General features: G+C 72.3%; 18 protein-coding genes and 1 tRNA gene. 11 read left to right on the forward strand and 8 right to left on the reverse strand.

Going from position 1 to position 20,621, the window contains the following annotated elements; all coding sequences use genetic code 11:
- Positions 1 to 5 precede the first annotated feature (5 nt).
- Positions 6 to 245 carry a hypothetical protein gene (locus OG276_RS40165; protein WP_266914699.1) on the reverse strand — a complete coding sequence of 80 codons (240 nt, stop codon included), beginning with the start codon at positions 243 to 245 and terminating at the stop codon, positions 6 to 8.
- Positions 246 to 447: 202 nt separating this feature from the next.
- On the opposite strand from OG276_RS40165, the gene OG276_RS40170 reads away from it, so the two are divergent.
- On the forward strand, positions 448 to 3,018 hold the full coding sequence (locus tag OG276_RS40170; protein ID WP_266914701.1) for a helix-turn-helix domain-containing protein: 2,571 nt from the start codon (positions 448 to 450) through the stop codon (positions 3,016 to 3,018).
- Positions 3,019 to 3,053: 35 nt separating this feature from the next.
- Here the strand turns inward: OG276_RS40170 and OG276_RS40175 are convergent, their stop codons facing one another.
- A complete protein-coding gene (locus tag OG276_RS40175) occupies positions 3,054 to 4,577 on the reverse strand; it encodes an aminotransferase class V-fold PLP-dependent enzyme (RefSeq protein WP_266914703.1) in 1,524 nt (507 codons plus the stop codon).
- Positions 4,567 to 5,979 (reverse strand): MFS transporter, encoded by a 1,413-nt coding sequence (locus tag OG276_RS40180; protein ID WP_266914705.1) that lies wholly within the window; start codon positions 5,977 to 5,979, stop codon positions 4,567 to 4,569. The genes OG276_RS40175 and OG276_RS40180 overlap by 11 nt, the downstream gene beginning before the upstream one ends.
- Positions 5,980 to 6,268: 289 nt before the next feature.
- Here OG276_RS40180 and OG276_RS40185 point away from each other — a divergent pair.
- Both OG276_RS40185 and OG276_RS40190 read left to right on the forward strand, forming a co-directional pair.
- A tRNA-Met gene (locus OG276_RS40185) sits at positions 6,269 to 6,342 on the forward strand.
- 250 nt (positions 6,343 to 6,592) lie between these two features.
- Positions 6,593 to 6,979 carry a DUF6415 family natural product biosynthesis protein gene (locus OG276_RS40190; RefSeq protein WP_266914707.1) on the forward strand — a complete coding sequence of 129 codons (387 nt, stop codon included), beginning with the start codon at positions 6,593 to 6,595 and terminating at the stop codon, positions 6,977 to 6,979.
- 52 nt (positions 6,980 to 7,031) lie between these two features.
- Here OG276_RS40190 and OG276_RS40195 read toward each other — a convergent pair whose 3' ends face one another.
- On the reverse strand, positions 7,032 to 7,925 hold the full coding sequence (locus OG276_RS40195; RefSeq protein WP_266914709.1) for a DUF4437 domain-containing protein: 894 nt from the start codon (positions 7,923 to 7,925) through the stop codon (positions 7,032 to 7,034).
- 79 nt (positions 7,926 to 8,004) lie between these two features.
- Here OG276_RS40195 and OG276_RS40200 point away from each other — a divergent pair, with 79 nt between their 5' ends.
- The 5 genes from OG276_RS40200 (at position 8,005) to OG276_RS40220 (ending at position 12,031) form a co-directional block, all read left to right on the forward strand.
- A complete protein-coding gene (locus OG276_RS40200; RefSeq protein WP_266914711.1) occupies positions 8,005 to 8,562 on the forward strand; it encodes a TetR/AcrR family transcriptional regulator C-terminal ligand-binding domain-containing protein in 558 nt (185 codons plus the stop codon).
- A 171-nt stretch (positions 8,563 to 8,733) separates the two neighbouring features.
- Positions 8,734 to 9,123 carry a hypothetical protein gene (locus OG276_RS40205; protein ID WP_266914713.1) on the forward strand — a complete coding sequence of 130 codons (390 nt, stop codon included), beginning with the start codon at positions 8,734 to 8,736 and terminating at the stop codon, positions 9,121 to 9,123.
- A gap of 96 nt (positions 9,124 to 9,219) precedes the next feature.
- Positions 9,220 to 9,426, forward strand: coding sequence for a hypothetical protein (locus OG276_RS40210; protein ID WP_266914715.1), 207 nt, complete (start codon positions 9,220 to 9,222; stop codon positions 9,424 to 9,426).
- Between the two features lie 344 nt (positions 9,427 to 9,770).
- Positions 9,771 to 10,457, forward strand: a complete 687-nt coding sequence (locus tag OG276_RS40215; protein WP_266914717.1) for an SMI1/KNR4 family protein — start codon at positions 9,771 to 9,773, stop codon at positions 10,455 to 10,457.
- A gap of 173 nt (positions 10,458 to 10,630) precedes the next feature.
- On the forward strand, positions 10,631 to 12,031 hold the full coding sequence (locus OG276_RS40220) for an SMI1/KNR4 family protein (protein WP_266914719.1): 1,401 nt from the start codon (positions 10,631 to 10,633) through the stop codon (positions 12,029 to 12,031).
- 254 nt (positions 12,032 to 12,285) lie between these two features.
- On the opposite strand, the gene OG276_RS40225 is transcribed toward OG276_RS40220, so the two are convergent.
- From OG276_RS40225 to OG276_RS40235, 3 genes are all read right to left on the reverse strand, one after another.
- Positions 12,286 to 13,305: an alpha/beta hydrolase gene (locus OG276_RS40225; protein ID WP_266914721.1), complete on the reverse strand. Its 1,020-nt coding sequence runs from the start codon at positions 13,303 to 13,305 to the stop codon at positions 12,286 to 12,288.
- 243 nt (positions 13,306 to 13,548) lie between these two features.
- Positions 13,549 to 14,220 (reverse strand): TetR/AcrR family transcriptional regulator, encoded by a 672-nt coding sequence (locus OG276_RS40230; protein WP_266914723.1) that lies wholly within the window; start codon positions 14,218 to 14,220, stop codon positions 13,549 to 13,551.
- 102 nt (positions 14,221 to 14,322) lie between these two features.
- The gene (locus tag OG276_RS40235; RefSeq protein WP_266914725.1) at positions 14,323 to 15,768 is read right to left on the reverse strand and encodes a dihydroorotase family protein; all 1,446 of its coding nucleotides are present in this window, start codon (positions 15,766 to 15,768) and stop codon (positions 14,323 to 14,325) included.
- 162 nt (positions 15,769 to 15,930) lie between these two features.
- Here OG276_RS40235 and OG276_RS40240 point away from each other — a divergent pair, with 162 nt between their 5' ends.
- The 3 genes from OG276_RS40240 to OG276_RS40250 are packed head-to-tail and all read left to right on the forward strand — an operon-like array spanning position 15,931 to position 19,484.
- The gene (locus tag OG276_RS40240) at positions 15,931 to 17,160 is read left to right on the forward strand and encodes a CaiB/BaiF CoA-transferase family protein (protein ID WP_266914727.1); all 1,230 of its coding nucleotides are present in this window, start codon (positions 15,931 to 15,933) and stop codon (positions 17,158 to 17,160) included.
- A gap of 18 nt (positions 17,161 to 17,178) precedes the next feature.
- Positions 17,179 to 18,024, forward strand: coding sequence for a cyclase family protein (locus OG276_RS40245; protein ID WP_266914729.1), 846 nt, complete (start codon positions 17,179 to 17,181; stop codon positions 18,022 to 18,024).
- The gene (locus OG276_RS40250; protein WP_266914731.1) at positions 18,021 to 19,484 is read left to right on the forward strand and encodes an MmgE/PrpD family protein; all 1,464 of its coding nucleotides are present in this window, start codon (positions 18,021 to 18,023) and stop codon (positions 19,482 to 19,484) included. Before OG276_RS40245 ends, OG276_RS40250 begins: the two co-directional genes overlap by 4 nt.
- A 21-nt stretch (positions 19,485 to 19,505) precedes the next feature.
- Here the strand turns inward: OG276_RS40250 and OG276_RS40255 are convergent, their stop codons facing one another.
- Positions 19,506 to 20,441: a CoA ester lyase gene (locus OG276_RS40255; protein ID WP_266914733.1), complete on the reverse strand. Its 936-nt coding sequence runs from the start codon at positions 20,439 to 20,441 to the stop codon at positions 19,506 to 19,508.
- Positions 20,442 to 20,621: the final 180 nt, after the last annotated feature.

Here is a 20,621-nt window from a genome sequence, read left to right on the forward strand (position 1 = left end):
TTCGGTCAGCGCCCGCAGGCGGAAACGATGATCAGTAAGGAGAGGCCGAGGACGGCCGCGGTCGTGCAGCCCACACAGCCCGTGCCTTCCCCGGCGGGGGCTTTGGCGGCGGTCTCCACCTGGCCGCCCAGGCGGAGTCCGGGGTGCCGGATGGCGTAGTGGTCCGTGTGCCCCCGTTCGGCCTCGGACTCGGTGCCCCAGGGGGTCTTGAATCCGCATTCGCCGCACCAGAACCGGTAGGTCATCACTCTTCTCCTCGGGTCTGCGGAGGGCGGCCGGTGGTGGTGGGGCGGGTGGCCGCCGGAGGACTCCTCCTGCTCCGAGCGTGGTGTCCGCGCAGGTCGGGGTACAGGTCATGGCACCGGTCACGTATGACCGGTCGCCGCCCGCTACGCTCGCCTGCGATCCGGGCCGGTCCTGCGGCCCCGGTAGGGGAGGGATCGCCGCGTGCCGTCCGATCGACTCGTGCGACTGGCCTCGTTGTTGAAGCTCATGCGGCAGCGGTCGGGGCTGACGCAGGAGGAGTTGGCCGCGAAGTCGGGGGTGAGCGAGAGCACCATCCGGCGGCTGGAGAGCGGCAGGGCCCCGAACCCGACGCTGCTCTCGTTGGAGAAGCTGCAGGAGGCGCTGGCGGCCGGGCCCGAGGACCGCAGGGAGCTGGCCGAGCTGCTCGCGAGCGGGCGCGGCGTTCCGGCTCACCCGGACGGGGTGGTGGGAGAGCTGGGCGGGGCGCATGGGGAAGGCACCGCGGATGAGCCTGGCGAGGTGCAGCCCGGGCGGCTGCGGTCCCCCGCGGCCCCTTCCGCGGCGCTGGTCCGGGACGAGGTGCTGTCCGCGGCCCGTGACGTGGCGCTGGAGATCCGGCGCCGCTGGCGGCTGGAGGAGGAACGGCGCCGGGTCCACGACCCCTTCCCGCTGCCGGTGCGGTGGCGGCGTACCGACCCCGCCCTCAGCGATCACGAGGCAAACGTCGAACGTCTCCCGCCGGGCGCCGCGGCGCCCGACCGCGACGACCTGGGCGGCGACCTGCCCATGGTGGCCGATTTCTACCGGCGCAGGCACTCCGGGCGCCTGGTGGTCCTCGGCCGGGCGGGCTCGGGAAAGTCCGTGCTCACGATCCGGTTCGTGCAGGACTTCCTGGAGACCCGCACCGCCCTGGACCGCGTACCCGTGATCTTCAGCATCGGCTCGTGGGACCCGACGGCCAGGACCCTGCGCGCGTGGATGACCGAACGGCTCGTACGGGACCACCCGCACCTGGCGGTTCGCGCGGCGGGCACATCGATGGCCGGCGCCCTGATCGAGGCCGATCTCGTCCTGCCGGTCCTGGACGGGTTCGACGAGATGGCGGAGGGGCTGCGGGGCAGGGCCCTGGAGCGGCTCAACGAGTTCTCCTCGCCGCTCCTCCTGACCAGCCGGCGCGAGGAGTTCGCCGAGGCGGTGGACACGGCGGGCACGCCGCTGATCTGGGCCACCGTCATCGAGCTCGCGGACCTCACCGTCGACGACGTCGCCGCCTACCTGCCGCGAACCGCCCGGCGGAGCGGGGGCCGGGGCGGCGGTCACGGCCGGGGCGTGTGGGACGCGGTGACGGAGCGGCTGCGCGAGCGGTCCGAAGAGGGCGATGGCAACGATGGCAGTGGCAGTGGCAGTGGCGCAGGGGAGCCCCTGACCGGAGCCCTGCGCACCCCCCTGATGACCGCCCTGGCCCGGACCCTCTACAGCGAACGGACCGGGGCCGACCCGGCCGAGCTGCTGGACGCGGAGACGTTCCCCGACGAGAGCTCCATCGAGGAGCACCTGCTCGCCGGCTTCGTCCCGGCGGTCTACCGGCGCCGTGCCCCGGGGGCGGAGCATGCGCGGAACTGGGATCCGGACCGGGCCGAGCAGTGGCTCGGCTACCTCGCTCACCATCTGGCACACCCCGACCGGGAACGCCAGGACCTCGCCTGGTGGGAGATCGGCGACTTCCTGCCGCGCCGGCAGCGCGTACTGAGCGTGGCGCTGACCGCCACCCTCTGCGCCGCCCTCAGCACCTGGGTGATCGGCCTCCTGATCGGCCCGCTCTCCGCGTGGCGAACCCTGTTGGAGGGGGCGCTGATGGGCCCCGCGGCGGGGCTCGCCTTCGCGGCCGTGTACGGGGGCATGATCGCCCGGGGCGACGGCACCTTCGAGCCCACCCGTGTACGCCTGCGCCTGCCGGGCGGCGGTCCGGGGCCGGATCCCGTACGGGGCGCCGTGGCGCGGGGTCCGGGCGTACGGGGTCCGGCGCGCGCACCGCTGCGGGTGTTCACGGCGCGGTTCGGCGCGGTCATGGCGGGCGGGTTCGTGATGGGCGTGGGCTGCGCCTGCGCCCTGGCGGTCGAGCGGCAACTGGCGTACGGGGCCCTGGTGCTGAACCTCGAGGTCCTGGAGGGGGTGGCCGTGAACATGCTCGTCTTCGGCCTGATCTTCGGTGCGGGGGCCGGGCTGGTCTTCGGGCTGCTGGCGGCTTTCGAGGCGCCGCTGGACGTCGCCTCCGTAGCGGACCCGATCAGCCTGCTCGCCGCCAACCGGGCCACCGTCCGCCGACAGGTCGTGGCGCTCGTCCCGCTGCTCGCCCTTTCGGTCGCCTTCGGCGGCGGACTGATCGTGACACTGCTGGACGGCTTCCTCGGGGACCTGAACTGGGAGGCGTGGGACGGGCTCTTCATAGGGACGGTCGTCGGTCTCGGGGGCGGGGTCTCGTACGCGCTGTCGTTCACCGCGTGGGGGCGCTGGGTGGTGCGGGCCAGGCTGTGGCTGCCGATGACGGGCAAACTGCCGTGGGACACGGCCGCGTTCCTGGACGATGCCTACCGGCGCGGGGTGCTGCGCCAAGCGGGCGCGGTGTACCAGTTCCGCCACGTACGCCTCCAGCACCACCTGGGCCGCACGTACCGGCGCCGCCAGGCCCAAAGGTCGCAGCGGTGGGCGTCGGTGGGAGCGGGGCGCGGGCCGACCGCATCGCCGAGGGGCGCGAGGCGGACGAGGCGGTGACGGGCCCCCGGCCCCGGCCCACTGGCGGCCGGTGATCAGACGCGGAAGACCGATCCCACGAACTCCGCCAGGAGGCGTTCCTTCAACGGCCCCGGCAGTGCGTCCAGCAGCATGAGGACGGGAGCCGTCCGGGCGGGCAGCTTCCCGTCGCCGCCGAGGCCCGCGAAGGCCAGGACGCCGGCGATCTCGTCGGGTCCGAGGGTCTCCGGGTCGAGGCCGACGGCCAGCTCGACGAGACCCGGGTCCACGGTCACCGGCGGGAGCGCGCGGGCCGCGGCGAGGGCGGCAGCGAGGTCCGTGACCAGGGCGTCCACCTGGCCGACGGTGGCCGGGGTCAGGGTGAGGTGCAGGTTGGGCGGCAGGCCGTCGAAGGAGAGCTGGGGCTGCAGGTACCAGCCGCGCTCCCGCATCTCGTCGGCGAGGTGCAGCAGGAGGCTGAGGTCGGGTGCCGCCTCGTACGCCGGTCCGTCATCCTGTGTACCGCCACCCTCGGCGGCGTCGCCCCGGGGGGCCCCGGCTGTGAACGCCACCAGCCCGGCGGCCGGTTCGCCCAGGACGCGCAGGCCGTCGATCCCGCGCAGCCCCGAGAGCAGCCGGTCCGACGCCTCGGCCACCCTTGCGGCCAACGCGGTGTAGCCGTCCTCACCGACGTACTGGAGCACCGCCCATGCCTGGGCCAGCAGGCCGCCGGACTTCGTGCCCTGGACCGTCGGGTTGACCACCGGGTAGCCGGGCCAGCCCGCGTGGGCGAAGTACTGGTACCGGCGCAGTTCGGCGTCCCGGTACAGGACGACGGAGGCGCCCTTGTCCGCGTACCCGTACTTGTGCAGGTCCACGGAGAGCGAGGTGACTCCGGGCACGGACAGGTCGAAGGGCGGGACCTCGCGTCCGGCCCGCCTCAGGTGGGGCAGGAGCCAGCCGCCGATGCAGGCGTCGACGTGGCAGAGCACGCCGCGCCGCGCGGCGGCCGCTGCGATCTCGGGCACCGGGTCGATCACCCCGTGGGCGTACGAGGGCGTCGAGGCGACCACGAGCGCCGTGCGGTCGGTGAGGGCGGCGGCCATGGCGTCGGCGTCGGCGCGGAAGGTGACCGGATCGACGGGGACGACGACGGTCTCCAGCCCCAGGTAGTGGGCGGCCTTGTGGAAGGCGGCGTGCGCGGTGGACGGGAGCACGAGCTGCGGCGCGGTGATCCCCCGCACGGCCCGCGCGTGGTCCCGTGCGGTCTTCACCGCGAGCAGGATGCTCTCCGTCCCGCCGCTGGTGAAGGTGCCCTGGGCGCCGGGTGCGCCGAGGACCGCCGCGACGGCGCCCACTAGGTCGTTCTCCAGCCGGGCCACGCTCGGGAAGACGGTCGGGTCGAGCCCGTTGACGGTGGCGTACGCGGTGTAAGCGGCGGCGGCCAACTCGTCGAGGCCGTCGAGGCCGGCGTCGTAGACGTAGGCGAAGGTCCGGCCACCCCGGGTGGGCGCGTCGCCCTCCCGCAGGGAGCGCAGTTCGGCGAGCACGTCGTCCGGGGTGCGGCCGCCCGGCAGGGCGCGGGTGGGTTCAGTCGACACGGGTGTTGTTCTCTTCCTGCCGGGGCGGTTCGGACGGTACGGGTACGGGGTCGTGCGCGCCGACCCCGGCGGGGTCCTCGCGGTAGCGGTGCAGCAGCCACAGACTGGCGGCGGTGAGGACGGCGGGGAGGACGCTCATGCCCGCCGTGATGCCGGTGAGGGCCGCCTCGGGCTGAGCCACCCGGTGGTCTGCGTCGGAAGAGCGGAACCCGGTCACCGCGAGGACCAGGGCGAAGACTCCCGCGCCGAGCGCGAACGCCAGGGTTTCGGCGGCTGTCCACAGCCCGGTGAACGTCGCGGCGCGGCGCTTGCCGGTGCGGGCCGCGTCCGCGGCGAGGGTGTCCGCCAGCATGGTCAGCGGGAGCAACTGCAGTCCGGCGTACGCCACTCCGACGACCGCGACCGCCGCGTAGCCGAGACCTGCCCCGGCCGTCGGGGTGAGGGCGAGCAGCAGGGCGCCGACGAGGAACAGCAGCGAGGCGGCCCACTGCGCGTTCTTCACGCCCCACCGCCGGGACAGCCCGCTCCACAGCGGCATGACGAGGACGAGGGGGCCGATCAGGCACGCGAAGAGCGGGGTGACGGCGGTCGGCGAACCGAGGGTGTACGTGGCGAAGTACTGCACGCCGGCGAGCATCACGCCGACGGCGAGGGCCTGCAGCGTCCACATACCGGCGAGATGGAGGAACGGCCGGTGGGACCGGGCGGTCGCCAACTGGGCGCGCAGCGACGGCTCGGACTCGCTGCGGGCGGCCCGCGGTGCCCATCGGGTGGTGAACCAGGCGCCGAACATGCCGAGGGCCAGCAGCACGGCGACGGCGGCCCCCATCAGCCGGTAGCTCGCCGGACTGCCCCCGTCGGCCTGCGCGAGGGCCGGAGCGAGTGCTCCGGAAAGCAGGATCGCGACGCCCAGAAAGCCCACCCGCCAGCCGAGGATCCGGCCGCGTTCGGCGGGGTCCTCGGTCATCTCGGCGGGCATGGTCACGTACGGCACCTGGAAGACGGCGTACGCGGTGGCGGCCAGCAGGAAGACCACGGCCACGTATCCGGCGGCGGCGGCGCCGCGCAGCGGGGGCGCCGCGAACAGGAGGGCGAACAGCGGGGGCAGGGTGCACGCGCCGGCGAGCAGGAAGGGCCGGCGGGGGCCGCCGCGCAGTCGGCTGCGGTCGGACACCACACCGACCAGCGGGTTGATCAGGACGTCCCACGCCTTGGGCAGGAAGACCGCCGCCCCGGCGACGGCCGCCGGGACCGCGAGGATGTTGGTCAGGTAGTAGAGCAGGATCAGCCCCGGCACGGTGGCGAACGTGCCGGTGCAGAGCGAGCCGAGGCCGTACCCGATCCGCACGCGACGCGGCAGGGGCGGAGCCGGCGCGCGGTGGGCACGGAGGTCTGCTGGCATGCGCAGATCATCAGCGAACGGACGAGGGGGTGACAAGGGGTGAGTATGACGGCGGCATGAACTCCACCTGTGGACCCGACCGCCTTGGCCGGCGGATGCCATGCATCCGGTCCCCGGTCGCCCTCGGCGCGGTTCAGCGAAGGTACGCCCGGCCCTGGCTGCTTGCGATACCCCTCCAGGTGCCACTGTGCGTCGAGTACGCGGCACTGACCGGTCTTGGGCAAGACCCCTGAGCAGGGCAAAGCCGTGAGAAGACGGTCCCGCGGTGCCGTAGAGTGGGTTTCAGCGACGCGGGGTGGAGCAGTTCGGTAGCTCGCTGGGCTCATAATCCAGAGGTCGCAGGTTCAAATCCTGTCCCCGCTACTGAACAGAAGGGCCCGGATCCACAAGGATCCGGGCCCTTCTGCCGTACCCGGGAATGCGGCGGACGTCGCGGCACCCTGCCACGTGGCCCTCCCCCGCCGGTGTACAGCGGCTCGCCACCAAACCGGTGCATCCGAAGGGCTGCCGCGAGGCGAAGGGTGAGCGGGCGGCTCGCGGGCGCTCCCCCGCTGCGGGGGACGTCGGCCGGGCTCGGGTGATCCGCTGGACTTGGATGGGGAGGCGGGCTGTCATGGCCGGAGCGGGGATCGTGCAGGATCCGTACGGAGAACTCGGTCATGCTCTGCCGCTGGACCGGGAGGTGCACTTCCGGCTCGCGGCCCAGGTTCTTGCCTGGAATTCCGAGACGGCTCCCCCGCCGGCAGACATCGACCTGGCCGCACTCGAACTGACGGGCCACGCCAGGGTCGTCCTGGACGAGCTGGAAGCCCGGCTCGCCGGTCTGCCGGGCGGCTCCGTACTCCGGGAACTGACGGCACACGCCCTCGCGGATGCGGGACGGCGCCTGGCGGTGACGTCCTCCGGGCTCGGCACCCTGGCCTACGCGCAGGCCAGGGCCCGCCTCGTCAGGGGCCTCCACGGCTCCCTCGACCGCCTGGAGCCGACTCCCCGGATGTAGCAGGCGGGCGATGCGGGAGCGTGGCAGCGCAGTCGGCGGGGAGCGGCCACGCCTACTGGTAGGAGGGGTTGTCCCAGGGGCCGATGCTGCGGGAGCGGACCGGTTCCACGAAGCGCGGCGGGACGCTGTGCGGGTGGTCGGGGCCCCAGTTGGTGGCATCGCCCTCCATGACGACGCGGGCGTCGGAGGTGTACCAGTCCACGAGATCGCTGTCGGAGCGCACGATCCACGTACAGCCCAGCCGCTCGTCGGCGGTGAAGTCGCCGTGCCGGATGAGGGCGGGGCGCCAGAAGTAGGTTCCGGGCCACATCTTGCCGTAGTTGTAGTCGAAGGCGCCGTCGAGGCAGTAGGCCTCTTCCGTGCACGGGTGGTGGGCCAGCGGCTCCTCGCGCCAGCCCGGCTTGGCCTTGATCAGTCGGCTGTAGAAGCCTGACTTCGCGTCGCGGGCCAGCATTTTGATGTAGAGGCCGGGGACCGGTGTGCCGCCGAGATCGAAGCGCATGGGGCTGCCGTCGCGCACGTCGATCCAGGGCATGTCGGAGGTCTGCAGGACGATCAGCTTCTGGTCGGGGCGCAGGCCGGCCCGGTCGGCGTCCGCGAGGTCGAAGCGCCAGTCGCCGTACTCGCGGAACAGCAGGATCTCGGTGCCGGCCTCGGCGGTGACACGAGGGGTGTGGACTCCGGCCGGAGCCATCCAGAATCCCTCGGGGCCGAGCACCGTCTCCCCGACGGTCACGCGGCCCGAGAGGACGTACCACTCGGTGGCCGCGTGGTGGACTCCGGCCGGGCGCGACCAGTCGGTGGTGAAGCGGACCTTCAGCGAGGCCGAGCCGTCCTCCTCGTCGTAGCTGAGGTTGCGCTGGCGGGCAGCGCCCTCCGCGTGTTCGAACTCGCCTGCGTGCCAGATCAGATCTCGCTCGTCCACCAGTTCCACGTGCGGTCGCATGAGGGCTCCTCCCCACTCCGATTTCCGGTACGGAATGTAGCGTTAAATAAAAGCCGATACAAGATGTACCGTTAACCAGGTGACCCAACCCGGCCGTCCCGCGGGACCGACCTCCGAGACCGCGACCGTGGTCCTGACAGCCGCTCTGGAGCTGCTGCTCACCGAGGGCGCGGCAGCACTCTCCGCGCAACGGCTGCACTCCGTGACGGGCGTCTCGCGCTCGACGATCTACCGGCACTGGCCCACGCCGCACGCCGTGCTCGCGGCGCTGATCGAGGTCGCACCGCGCCCTGCCGTCTCCCTCACGGGAGAGGCCCGCGCCGACCTGCACGCCGAGGTGGACGCACTGTGCGACCGGCTTCGTGACCGGCCGGTCGGCGGCTTCCTCCACGCCATCGTCGCGGCGGCGGCCTGGGACTCCACGATGGCCGAGTTGCGGCGCCGGTACGTGGAAGACCTTCTGTCGCCCTTCCATGCGGCCGCTTCCTCCGCCGGTCTGACCGGTGGAGCACGCGAGGACGCGGTCTCCGCGATCGTTTCGCCGCTCTTGCTCGACGCTCTGCTCCTGGACCGGCCTGCGGCGCGCGAGCGCGCGCACCGGACGGTCGACGCGCTCCTGACCCGAATCCCCTCGTAGGCCGGAGCCGCGCTCTGGGCGCTGCGGGCCGTTCGCCGGCGGAGAACTCCTCACCGCCAGCGCCTCCACCTGGACAGATGTCGTAGCCGGCCCGGCTCCCACCTCGGATACCGTGTTCCCCTACGGGGTGCCATAACGGATGTGACGCCCCCACCCGGAGGTAGTCAGCGTATGAGTTCCAAGCGCAGCAAGAATCCAGCCCTGCCCGTACTTGACGACGCATTCCGACTCGCGTCGGTCAAGGACGCCGAAGAGTCGGCCCGTGACTTGGCCGCGCGGCTGGCCACCACCGAGCTGCGTCGCGCCTCCCACCCGGGCCGGGTCACCTGGGACCCCACCGACCAGGCCGAGCCCGTACCGGTCCCGCCGACCGTGGTCGACGGTGACGGGGACCTGTGGCTGCGGGACCGGGGCACCGGCACCTGGACCATGCCCGAGTTCAACCCGAAGGACTTCCCGGACCGCTGTGGCGAGGTTCTGACGTGGACCCAGCTTGCCCGCGAGTTCGGCCCGCTGACCGCACTGGCCGACGACCGCCGCATCGGCGGCGGCCGGCGCTGACCGCGCAGCCTTCTGCGCGACCGCGCCCCTGAAGCGCCCGTTACGGGTGGCTGGGAGCTCCAGCTCACCGCCGAGCTCGACGACGGCGGCGAGCAGGTGAGCTTGGTGGTGGCGTGCGACGGCCTCGAGCAGCGTGGTGCGGGCCTGGCGCCACCCGATGTCCTCGGCGAGGACGTCTTCGTCCGGGTCCTCGAGGGCCTCACGCCGCGGAGCGGCCGCAGCGTCGAAAGCGGCCAGGGCGGCGTGCAGCTCGGCGTCGAGAGCGGCGGCCGAACGCAACGGGGCGCTGATGAGGATGCGTGAAAATGGCTGGGCCCGCGCTTCCGTGACGGCTACGCCGATCCAGCGCGACGGGGCGGTTGGACCTCCCGGTGGCACGTCCACACGTGCCACCGGGAGGGGCTCACCTTCGGGTGACAGCCACCAGCAGCCCGGTGACGGTGGTCATGAGCACCATCACGGCGAGGGCTCCGGTGACCGCAACGGACCAGGCGGGGCGGTGACGGAGCAGGACCAGGGCGGGCTGTGGTTGTGCAGCGCAGTTGGCCCTTGGCCTCGCAGTGGGCTACTGAGCGTTCCGGCTTGTCCCGCAGCCGTGCGTGGTACCTGGGCGGTCCGCTGTCGGTGGTTCCCCGTACGGTCTGCTCATGGTCGATCAGCAGTGGAATGGTGTCCGTCAGCGTGTGGTCGCGTTGGGTGAACTGTCGCCGAGCGGCGAGGTGTTCGGCTCGCACGGGCACCGGTGGGTCCTGGAAGACCCGCTGACCGATGACGGGCTCGCCGACCTCGAAGCGCAGGTAGGTGTGCGGTTGCCGGATGACTACCGGAGCTTCCTCACCTGCGTGGGCGCCGGCGGCGCGGGTCCGGCATACGGCCTTTTCCCCGTTCGGCGCGTGCAGGGCCGCTGGCGCTGGGAAGGGGACGGCGCCGAGCTGGCCGACTTGGCCATGCTCGACCGGCCGTTTCCTGAACACGGCCCGGACCCCGAAGCCCTCGACGCGCTTCTCGCCGTCCGTCCAGAAGAGGAGGACTTCGAGGTCGAGGACTTCGACGACGCCATCGAGGCGTGGGACGAACGCTGGGAATCTCTGATGTTCGCCCCCGAGCGCACCGCCGGCGCCATCGTGATCTCTCACCTCGGCTGCGCCCAGCGGGAGTGGCTGATCATCAGCGGCGCCCACCGCGGCACCGTCTGGTCCGACCTCCGGGCAGACGACGTAGACCTCGTCCCGCTCCTCGACCGGGCCGGGAAGCCGGTCACCTTCGCTCGCTGGTACACCGACTGGCTGCAGGAGGCGGAGCTCACCGCACACCAACCGGCTCCGAACGCCTGACGCAGAATGGCGGGCAGGACACTTCAACGTCGACACGATGAGTGCTGTAGCTGGCCTTGAGCGCCGTGGTTGGCCCGACGTATGCACGTACCGTTCGGTCATGCTCAGTGGCCTGCCCGCGGCACGTGGGACCTGTGCGTTCTGATGTCAGCGGCCCCGCGTACGGTCTGCGCATGGTTGATCAGAGGCTCTCCACTGCATCGATAGGCGACTTCGCGACCTGGGAGCCGGTGCTGCGGCTCCTTCTGGCCGAACAAGCGCGGGGGCAGGTTGCCAGGCCCGTTCGAGTGGCCGGGCGCATAGGGCGAGGGGGCTGGAGTCTGGCTCTGACGCGACGGATGCCGCCGCCCGGCCGGGCCGCTCAGGTAGAGGACATGCGGGAGGAACTCGACGCGGTGGAGCGGGTGCAGGACGCGCTTGCGGCCGCTGGAGTCGACGACGTCTCGTTCACGGCGGAGATACACCCGACCGGGAAGACCGTGCTCCGCCTGCTGGGTCCCAGCCCCGCCGTCGAACCCGGCATAGGTACCCCGCACCCGGGGGCGCTCATCCTGGTCGATGGCGCTCTCCCCGAGCCCTGGCGCCGCCTCCCCGAACCGGCTCCCGGGGCAGCGCCGGCCCCTTCGGCGGACCTGGAGTTGCTGGAGCGGACACTGCGTGAACGCTTGCCGCACGCCATCGGCGCGACGGAGGAAGAGATCTCCGCCGCCGAATCGCGCCTGGGCGTCACGCTCCCCGACGAGCTCAAGGCCCTCTACCGGGTGACGCGGGCACGGTGGGAGGACCTGGGTGACGACTACGAAGCAGCGATGAGGGAGTGCGAAGCGGTCGGATGCGAACTGTTCGATCTCGACGGCTTGTACGTCGCCGACGCGGCGTCGCGTGACTGTCGCTGGGAGTTCGCGGCGACGAAGGCCGTCGTCACTCGGCCCGACGCCATGGTGCAGGGCCTCGTCGGCTCACCCGGCTGGATCGCCTTCGGCGACAACGGGGGCGGAGACCGGCTGGCCGTCGATCTGACGCCCGGCCCCCGCGGACACACGGGCCAGGTCATCATGCTCTCCCACGAGGAAAGCATCGGCGCCGAACTCGTTGCCCACTCCCTCACCGACCTGGTGCTGGGCAGACTCGGCGCGGAGCCCAGACCCCGAGAGGAGCGGCCACCTGCCGTTGCCAGGGTCAACATCGCAAGCCTGACCAGCATCCAGGCCGCCGCGCACCCCGGCCTGGAGGCCCTGTCCATAGGCGTGTGGGACGGTGCGCCGCTCAGTCTCGCCCTCGTCGCCCGGCTACCCCGCCTGCGCACCCTGACCGCTTACCCCGGCACCCTGGCCGACCCGTTGGAGATCGCCGAGCTCACGGAGCTGGAGTTCCTGGAGCTCGGCCCGGAGGAGTGGAGGGTTCTCTTGGACGCCGGAGCAGTACCGCGCAGCCTGTCGGCCGCAGCCATCGAGGTGCACGGCGACCGGGACCCCCTGCCGATCGTGGCCATCGCCAACGAGATCCTGGCCCTTTGGGACCGGCCCCAGATCATCCAGACCGTCCTCGAAGGAGATCTCGGACCGCTGGCGTAGCCAGGAGGGCGAGCGACCGGTCGCGAGGACGTACCGCCTCGGTTCGGTCAGGCCAGCCACTTGTTCCCCGTAGGTCCGGCGCCGGTACTGGCTCTGATCGCAGCAGACAGCCGGACGTCGGTTGCACCGGGCCGCTGCTGCCCCGTGTGTGATGCGTCGCCTGTTCGCCGGTCGGCGGCTTTCGCCCGCACGGGCCAACCCGAGTCGGTGCCCGCCCCCGGTCGGTGCTGGGGGCGGGCACCGGCGGGAGGGGCTCAGGATCCGCTGAGGGTCTGGATGGCGCCGGCCGTGCGAAGGGATTCGTAGCGGCTGCCGCCGGGGCGGTGGGTGGCGGTGACCGTGCCGGTCACGTCGTCGGTGGCCCAGGTGGTGGCGAACTCCTGCAGTACGGCGACGTTGGCGTCCTGGGGAGTTCCGTTGAGCACGGTGCAGAGCGCGTCGGTGCTGGCACCCTCGGCGTCGCAGTGCGAGCCGGTGGTGAGTCTGATGCCGAGGAAGTCCCGGTGGACGTCGGTGGTCAGCTCGACGGTGCCGGAGGCCTGGCCGTTCGCGGTGTACGGCGGCGAGGAGATGGCGTGGATGGGCAGGCTCGTGGTGTTCAGGCCGTTGAAGGCCCTGGCCATGTTGAGCCCGACGAAGGAGTTGACGGGGTCGAGGAGTACGAGTCCGGAGAGGCGGGCGAACGCCGTGGGGTACTCGGTGCGGAGGCGGTTGGCGACGTAGCTGACGGCTTCTCCCCCGGCGGAGTGGCCGGAGAAGAGGAACTTGGCCGGCATCTGGAGGCCGGGACGCCCCGCCTTCGCCGCGGCGTCGGCGAAGCTGCGGCCGAACTTGTCGTTCGGGTCGGCGGCCTTTCCGAAGAGGTCGGCCACGTTGTTGAGGAAGTCGGTGTTGTTTCCGATGTTGGAGACGGTGCAGCCGAAGGTGTCGGCGGAGGGGAGGTTCGGGGCGAAGACCACGAAGCCGGCGGCGGCGTAGCGGCGGGCCGCGTCTTCGAGGTGGCCCTTGTTGCGGCTGAAGCCGTGTTGCAGCCAGACGGTCCCCTTGGGGGCGCCGGCGGGGAAGTACCAGTCGCCGGCGCGCTTGTAGACCAGGAAGGCGCAGCGGACGTCGACGGTGTTGGAGACCTTCACGACTCCGGCGGGCGCCTGCTCGGCGGCGGGGGCGGGCGAGACCGCGGCCAGGGTCGCGGCGGTGGCCAGGGCCGCGGCGAGAAGGGGTCGGGGGAAGAGGGGGCGGGGGAAGTGCGTTCGTCTGCGCGAGGTGTCTGCCATGGGGACTCCCAGTGAGGGGTGCCGCGTGGGGTCGCGGCTTCGCCTGCCGACCCGGACGGGATCGGCATGTTTCCTCTGACGGAACTTTGTTTCTCCAGCGGCCCCTATTGGGCCCCAGCGCGGACACCACGTCAAGCAGTGCGGCGCGGATTCTTCAGCACCCCGAATCCCTCCCGGGAACATGCCGGAAGCCCCCGCCACGCGGAGCGTGGTGACGGGGGTCGGGGTGCGGATCGGCGCAGATCAGCGGGTTGCGCGCGGGGGGCGGAAGCCGGCGAGCACGGGGTGCACGAGCCTCTCGATCGCACGTCGGCGGGCGGCTCGGGGCCCCCTGCTCGGCGCGACGGGCCCGGCGCCGGCGGGGAAGAAGGGGGCGAGGGCGGTGTACGGCAGGAGCAGGAGCAGGAGGGTGAGGAGGGCGTCGACGTCGGCGTCGGATCGCAGCTCCCCGGCGGCTACGGCTTCTTCGACGAGAGGGCGTAGTCCGGCGAGGTAGAGGTGCTGGACGGGTTCGAGTACGGCCTGGCGTACGGCGGGGTCGATCTCCATGTTGGTCGCCGCCGTCACGCCGCGCTCCAGGGGGTGGGTCTCGAAGTAGGCGACCCAGGCCTCCATGGCGTCGACGAGGTACGTGGGGAAGTCCGGGGCGGCGCCGGAGCCGTCGGCTCGGTAGCCGTCGAGCCAGGGCCGCATCGCTTCGAAGATGCGCAGCGAGGTCTGTTCGGCGATGTAGGTGAACAGGTCGAGCTTTCCGGCGAAGTACTGGAAGAGCGATCCCTTGGCGACCCCCGCCTGGCGCGCGATGACGTTGAGGCTGCCCGTCGAGTAGCCGTGGGTGCCGAACTCGTCCATGGCGGCGACCAGGATCCGTTCGCGCCGTTCGGGCGTGAGGTGGGTCCAGGTGGTGGTGGGCATGCACGCTCCCGACGATGACCGGGCGGTCAGGTGACCGCCCGGTCATAGCGTCGGGGGCGTGGAGCCGTGCTGTCAACGCAAGGGGCCTGCCTCGCACTTCGCTCAGCGGGCGAGGTAGCGGCCGGCCGGTGCCCCGGTGACGGCTCCGTCGCGGTATGCGATGCGGCCTCCGACGACGGTGACGGTGGGCCAGCCGCGCAGTTCCCGCCCTTCGAAGGGGCAGTGGTCCTGCCCGGACAGCAGGAGATCGGTCGTGACCGTGCGTACGGAGTCCAGGTCGGTGACGACCAGGTCCGCGTCGGAGCCCACCATCAACGAACCTTTTCCGGTGAGGCCGTAGGCGTCGGCCGGGTTGGCGGAGAGCAGTTCCGCTACGCGGCGCAGTGGCAGGCCGCGCTTGTGGTGGCCCTCGGAGAGCAGGATCGGGTAGAGGAGGGCGGTGCCGCCGAAGCCGGGCAGGGCGGGCCACAGGGCGTCGCCCTTGGATTCCTCCATGCAGCAGGCGTGGTCGGAGGCGATCCAGTCCACGGTTCCGTCGAGGACGCCTTCCCACAGCGCGTCGTTGTCGGCGCGGGTACGGATCGGCGGGTTGACCTTGGCTCCGAGGCCGCGGCCGGCCGCGTCGAGGCTTTCGTGGTCCAGGCACAGGTGGTGCAGGGTCACCTCGGTTCGCAGGTCCAGGCCGGGTGAGGCGGCGCGTGCGGCGCGGGCTCCGGCGAGGGCGGCGGCGCTGGAGAGGTGCAGGAGGTTCACGGGGCAGCCGGTGGCGCGGGCCAGGGCGGCGGCCTCGCCGATCGCGACCTCCTCGGTCAGGGGCGGGCGCCCCTCGTGGTAGGCGCGCAGGGTCTGGGGGTCGCCGGACCGGCGGACCCGGTCGATGAACAGCCGCATCAGCTCGGACTGTTCGCAGTGGAGGGAGAGCGAGACCCGGCCGCGGGGGCGGGCGGCCCCGGCGGCGGCGACCGCTTCCATGAGCTGGTAGAGGTGGCCGAGGTCGTACTCCTCCCCCTCCCCCGTCATGCGGAAGCCCTTGGCGTCACGGGAGTCGGCGGACAGGTTGAACCCCTTGTAGAACATGTAGTACTTGAAGGAGCTGACCCCGTGTTTCGCGACGAGGTCGGGTATTTCGCGTACCTGGGCGGTGTCCATCGGGGCGAGGTGGAATCCGTAGTCGGTGTGGCTGCGGCCGCCGACCGCCGCGAGGACCTCCGGGAAGATGTCGCCGTAGGAGCCGGTGCGGTTGAGGTAGTGCTCGCCCGTGCGGAAGTAGGACAGGACGCTCGTCGCGCCGCCGACCAGGGAGGAACGGGTTTCCTCCGCGGCGTCCTGCTCCAGGGAACGGTAGATGCCCAGATGGAAGTGGGCGTCGACGGCGCCCGGGAAGACCGTCCGTCCCGTGGCGTCGATGACCTCGGTCGCCTCCGAGGCGTCCATGCGGTCGGCCAGGGCCGCGATCTTGCCGTCGCGCACCGCGAGGTCCGCGGTGATCTCGCCGAGGTGGGGCTGGACGAGGGTGCCGTTCTTGATGAGCAGGTCGTATCGGGACATGACAGGCCGGGCAGCCGCAGCCGGCACCGCCCGTACCTCCCTTCAGCATTCGTGGGCTCGGGGGAAACGCCGTTTCTCTTCTGCGTGACGGAGGGTCATGCTAGCTTTCCGAAACAGCGTTCCACAAGGAGAAACAGCGACCCGTGAAGGTGCGTGAGCCCGATGGAACCTCCCCTCCCCCACCTCGGCCCCCCTGCCGCTCCCGGGCCCCTGCACGGAGTGACCGTCCTGGACTGCGCCACCCTGTTCGCGGGGCCCCTGGCCGCCACGATCCTGGGCGACTACGGCGCCGACGTCGTCAAGGTCGAACACCCTGTCCGGCCGGACCCGTCGCGCACCCACGGTCCGTCCAAGGACGGCGAGGGCCTGTGGTGGAAGATGCTCGGCCGGAACAAGCACACGGTCACCCTGGACCTGAGCCGGTCCGCCGGAGCCGCGCTCCTGCTCCGGCTCGCCGCCCAGGCCGATGTCCTGATCGAGAACTTCCGGCCCGGAACCCTGGAGAAGTGGGGCCTGGGACCGGCGGACCTGCACCGCGCCAACCCCAGGCTCGTCGTCGCCCGCGTCACCGGATTCGGCCAGTACGGGCCCTACGCCCGCAGGCCCGGCTTCGGCACCCTCGCGGAGTCCATGAGCGGCTTCGCCGCGCTGACGGGCGAGCCCGGCGGCCCGCCCACCCTGCCGCCCTTCGGGCTGGCCGACGGCGTGGCCGCGCTGGTCGCCGCCTCGGCCGTGCAGACCGCGCTCTACCACCGCGACGTGCACGGCGGTCCCGGGCAGGTCGTCGACCTCGCGATCATCGAGCCGCTGCTGACCCTGCTGGGCCCGCAGCCCACCGCCTACGACCAGCTCGGCACGGTCCCGCCGCGCACGGGAAACCGGTCGGTGAACAACGCCCCGCGCAACATCTACCCGACCCGGGACGGCTCCTGGGTGGCCGTCAGCACCTCGGCGCAGTCCGTAGCCGAGCGGGTCATGAAACTCGTAGGGCACCCGGAGGTCACCGACGAGCCCTGGTTCGCCGGGGGTGCCGGTCGCGCCGCGCACGCGGATCTGCTCGACGCCCAGGTCGGGGAATGGATCGCGGCCCGCGACCGGGACACCGTGATCTCCGCCTTCGAGGAGGCCGAGGCCGCGATCTCCCCCGTGTACGGCATCGCCGACATCTTCGCGGATCCGCAGTACCAGGCCCTGGACTCGCTGACGACCGTGGACGACCCGGTGCTGGGGCCGCTCCGCATGCAGAACGTCCTCTTCCGGCTCTCCGCCACGCCCGGCGCCATCCGCTGGACCGGCCGCGCGCACGGCAGCGACACCCGGGCGCTCTTCGGCGCGCGGCTCGGCCTGTCGCCGGCGGAGCTCGACGAACTCGCCGCAGACCGCACGATCTGACCCCCTCTTGGAGACACCATGAACAGCGTCCACGGATACCGGGGAAGTCCGGTGTCCCTCGCCGGCGCTCCCGTGATCGACCTGGCCCAGCCGATGCGCCGGGGCATGCCCCAGTCGCCCAACCATCCGCCCTTCCGCATGCTCCTGGAACGCCGCCACGGCGATCACGTGCGCGGAGACGGAGGCTCCGCCGCCAACGAACTCATCGTCACCGGCGGCCACGTGGGCACCCACGTCGACGCTCTCGCACACGTCTCGCAGGACGGTCTGCTGCACGGGGGCGTCCCGGCCGAATCCGCGCAGAGCCACGAGGGCTTCTCCCGGCACGGCATCGAGGAGTTCCCGCCCTATGTGGGACGGGCCGTGTTCCTGGACATCGCCGCCGTACACGGCGTCCCGGTCCTTCCCGCCGGATACGAGATCACGGTCGCCGACCTGGAAAGGGCCCGGGACGCCGCCGGGGTGGACATCGAGGCGGGTGGCGCGTTGCTGCTGGGGACGGGCTGGTCCGGGCACTGGGAGGACCCGCGGGTCTTCACCGGACAGGAGGGCGGAGCGCCGGGGCCCGGCCCCGCGGCCGGGGCATGGATCGCGGAGCGGGGAGTACGGGTGACCGGCGGCGAGACGATCGCCTTCGAGCACATTCCACCGGGGCGGGGCCACGCCGAACTGCCCGTCCACCGAACGCTGCTGGTCGAGGCGGGCATCCACATCGTCGAAACGATGCGGCTCACCGGGCTCGCCGCGGCGCGACGGGCGGAGTTCCTGCTGATGCTCGCGCCCCTGCCGATCGTAGGGGCCACCGGATCCCCCGTACGTCCGCTCGCCGTCCTGTACGACGCCGACGGGGCGGGCCCGGCATGAGCGACGAAGGGTACGCGGCGCGCCTGGCCGCCTTCGCGGCGACAGCCGCAGCGGACGGGGTACCTCAGGAGATCGCGGAGGACGCGGCCGCGCGCACGCTGGACTGCCTCGGCAACAGCCTGGGGGCGCTCGGCGCGCACACCGGCGAGATCTCCGGCGCCTCGCCCCAGTCGGCGGCGCTGGCCATGGCCCGCGCGGCGGGCGGAGTCGCGGAGGCCACCGCCGTGGGCAGCGGCCGCCGGATGCCGGCCGACCGGGCCGCCCTCGTCAACGGCACGCTCGCGCACGCCCTCGACTTCGACGACACCCACCTCCCGTCCGTTCTGCATCCCACGGCCGCCGTCCTGCCCGCCGCGCTGGCCGTCGCCGAAGCCACGGGCGCCACGGGGGCATCGCTGCTGACCGCGCTCGCGGTCGGCGGCGAGGTCTGCGTCCGCCTGGGCATGGCCTCCTACGATCCGGCCCTGCGGAACTCGGTGTTCTTCGAGAAGGGTCTGCACGCCACCTCCATCTGCGGCACCGTCGGCGCCGCCGTCGCCGCAGGGCTGCTGTACGGGCTGAGCGCGGCCGAGCTGGCGCACGCCATCGGCATCGCCTGCTCCATGGGCGCCGGGGTCATCGAGGCGAACCGCACCGGCGGCAGTGTCAAGCGGCTGCATTGCGGATGGGCCGCCCACTCCGGTGTGTGCGCGGCCCAGTTCGCGGCGGGCGGGGTCACCGGACCGCCGACGGTGCTGGAAGGACGCTTCGGCTTCCTGACGGCATTCCTGGACGAGCGGTGGACCGCGGAGCCCCTGGTGGCCGGCCTGGAGGAGATGAGTACGGTCGCGAACTGGCAATACGCGCGCTCCGTGTTCAAGCCGTACCCCTCCAACCACTTCACCCACCCGGGGATCGACTGCGCGCTGGCCCTTCGCCGCGCCGGGCTCCGGGCCGAGGACGTGGTGAGCGCCGAGCTGGGGGTGGCCGCCGCGCCCCGGCGCACCATCGGCGAGCCGCACGCCGAGAAGGTGCACCCCCGTACGCCCTACCACGCCAAGTTCTCGGGGCCCTACACGGTGGCGGCAGCGCTGCTGTCCGACGCGGAAGGCGACGGGCCCGGGCTGCGGCACGCGGACTTCTCCGCGGGTGCGTTCACCGATCCGCGCCGCATCGCCTTGGCGGAGCGGATCCAGGTCGTGGTCGACGCCCGGTGCGACGCGGAGTTCCCGCAGGCTTTCAGCGCGGTGCTGCGGGTGACGACGCGCGGTGGGCGGGTCGTGCAGTCACGGGTCGGCAGTTCTCTGGGCGGGCCGGGTGCGCCGTTGTCCCAGGCCCAGCTGGCCGGCAAGTTCCGGCTGAACGCGGAGCCGGTCCTGGGACGGGACCGTGCGGACCGGGTGGTCCAGGCGGTCCGCGCCCTTCCCGCGGCGCCGCCCGGCGCCGCTGCCGCGCTGCTGGGTCTGACCCGTATCGACTGAGGGAAGGGCCGGGGATCCGGCTCAGCGGCGCGCGGCGAGCACCCGGCGGGCGGCCCGGACGACGGCCTCGTCCACCATCCGGCCGTCGGGTCCGGTGATGACGCCCGAACCGTCCCGCGCCGCCTCGTCGAAGTGCTCCAGCAAGGTCCGCGCGGCGGCGAGTTCTTCAGTGCTGGGAGTGAAGACCTCGTGCACGGTGGCCAGTTGGCGCGGGTGGATGCAGGCCCGGGAGCGGTAGCCGAGCCGGCGCAGGGCGCGGGTGGTCCGGGCGAGGGCGTCCAGGTCGGTGAAGTCGGTGCTGACGGGTCCGACCGGCGGCAGCAGGCCGGCGGCGGCCGAGGCGAGGAGGACGTCCGTGCGGATGGAGACGAGGGCCGCGGCGGCCGGGTCCGCCGGGTCCGCCGGGTCCGCCGGATCGGTTGCCTCGATGCCCAGTTCGGCGCACAGGTCGGCCTCGCCCAGCTGCAGGTGGCGTACCCGGGGCGCTTGCGCGATCAGCCGTACGTCGAGCACGGCCGAGGCGGTCTCCAGCAACGGCGCCAGGGCGAAGGCGCCCGGGGCGAGCCCCTGGCGCTCCTCCGCCGCGGTCAGGAGGGAGTGCTGCGCCTCGATCTCCTCGGCGCCCGAGCATTTGGCGAGGCAGAAGCCGGTCACCGCGGGCGTGGCGAGGCGTGCGGTTTCCTCGCGCCCCCGCTCGCCTGGGTTGACACGAATCCACATCTGCGTCCTCGCGTCCGGGCCGTGCGGCGCCGCTTCCAGGGCAGCGGCTTCCGCCTCGTCGAGCCAGTGCCGCACCAGTGTCAGCGCCCGCTCCTTCCCCGCCGCGGGAACGGCGTCCTCCAGGTCGACGATCAGTGCGTCGGCGCCTCGGGTGAGGGCCTTGGCGAGCATCTCGGGACGGTCACCCGGAACGTAGAGGAAGGAGCGGGGTGCTGCCGGGAGGGGGTTCGCGGTCATGGTGCGACGCTCCGATCGGCGGGGGAATCAGCTTTGGGACAAGGGAGTTGGGGGCTTGCTCACCCTAGGAGTGGGACCATCCACGGTCAATGGATCGGTTTCGCTGTGGGATCCGACGTTTCACGAACGGTGCAACGGATCGGAAACGCACCTTTTACCGGGGTGCGCGTCCGGACCCTT

The sequence above is a fragment of the Streptomyces sp. NBC_00086 genome (genome assembly GCF_026343255.1).
GTDB lineage: Bacteria > Actinomycetota > Actinomycetes > Streptomycetales > Streptomycetaceae > Streptomyces.

Bases quoted from the DNA above. Each gene is read 5' to 3' on its own strand.
- OG276_RS40165 (WP_266914699.1), bottom strand. From the start codon at position 245: ATGACCTACCGGTTCTGGTGCGGCGAATGCGGATTCAAGACCCCCTGG.
- OG276_RS40180 (WP_266914705.1), bottom strand. From the start codon at position 5,979: ATGCCAGCAGACCTCCGTGCCCACCGCGCGCCGGCTCCGCCCCTGCCG.
- OG276_RS40190 (WP_266914707.1), top strand. From the start codon at position 6,593: ATGGCCGGAGCGGGGATCGTGCAGGATCCGTACGGAGAACTCGGTCAT.
- OG276_RS40195 (WP_266914709.1), bottom strand. From the start codon at position 7,925: ATGCGACCGCACGTGGAACTGGTGGACGAGCGAGATCTGATCTGGCAC.
- OG276_RS40205 (WP_266914713.1), top strand. From the start codon at position 8,734: ATGAGTTCCAAGCGCAGCAAGAATCCAGCCCTGCCCGTACTTGACGAC.
- OG276_RS40215 (WP_266914717.1), top strand. From the start codon at position 9,771: ATGGTCGATCAGCAGTGGAATGGTGTCCGTCAGCGTGTGGTCGCGTTG.
- OG276_RS40220 (WP_266914719.1), top strand. From the start codon at position 10,631: ATGGTTGATCAGAGGCTCTCCACTGCATCGATAGGCGACTTCGCGACC.
- OG276_RS40225 (WP_266914721.1), bottom strand. From the start codon at position 13,305: ATGGCAGACACCTCGCGCAGACGAACGCACTTCCCCCGCCCCCTCTTC.
- OG276_RS40230 (WP_266914723.1), bottom strand. From the start codon at position 14,220: ATGCCCACCACCACCTGGACCCACCTCACGCCCGAACGGCGCGAACGG.
- OG276_RS40235 (WP_266914725.1), bottom strand. From the start codon at position 15,768: ATGTCCCGATACGACCTGCTCATCAAGAACGGCACCCTCGTCCAGCCC.
- OG276_RS40240 (WP_266914727.1), top strand. From the start codon at position 15,931: ATGGAACCTCCCCTCCCCCACCTCGGCCCCCCTGCCGCTCCCGGGCCC.
- OG276_RS40245 (WP_266914729.1), top strand. From the start codon at position 17,179: ATGAACAGCGTCCACGGATACCGGGGAAGTCCGGTGTCCCTCGCCGGC.
- OG276_RS40250 (WP_266914731.1), top strand. From the start codon at position 18,021: ATGAGCGACGAAGGGTACGCGGCGCGCCTGGCCGCCTTCGCGGCGACA.
- OG276_RS40255 (WP_266914733.1), bottom strand. From the start codon at position 20,441: ATGACCGCGAACCCCCTCCCGGCAGCACCCCGCTCCTTCCTCTACGTT.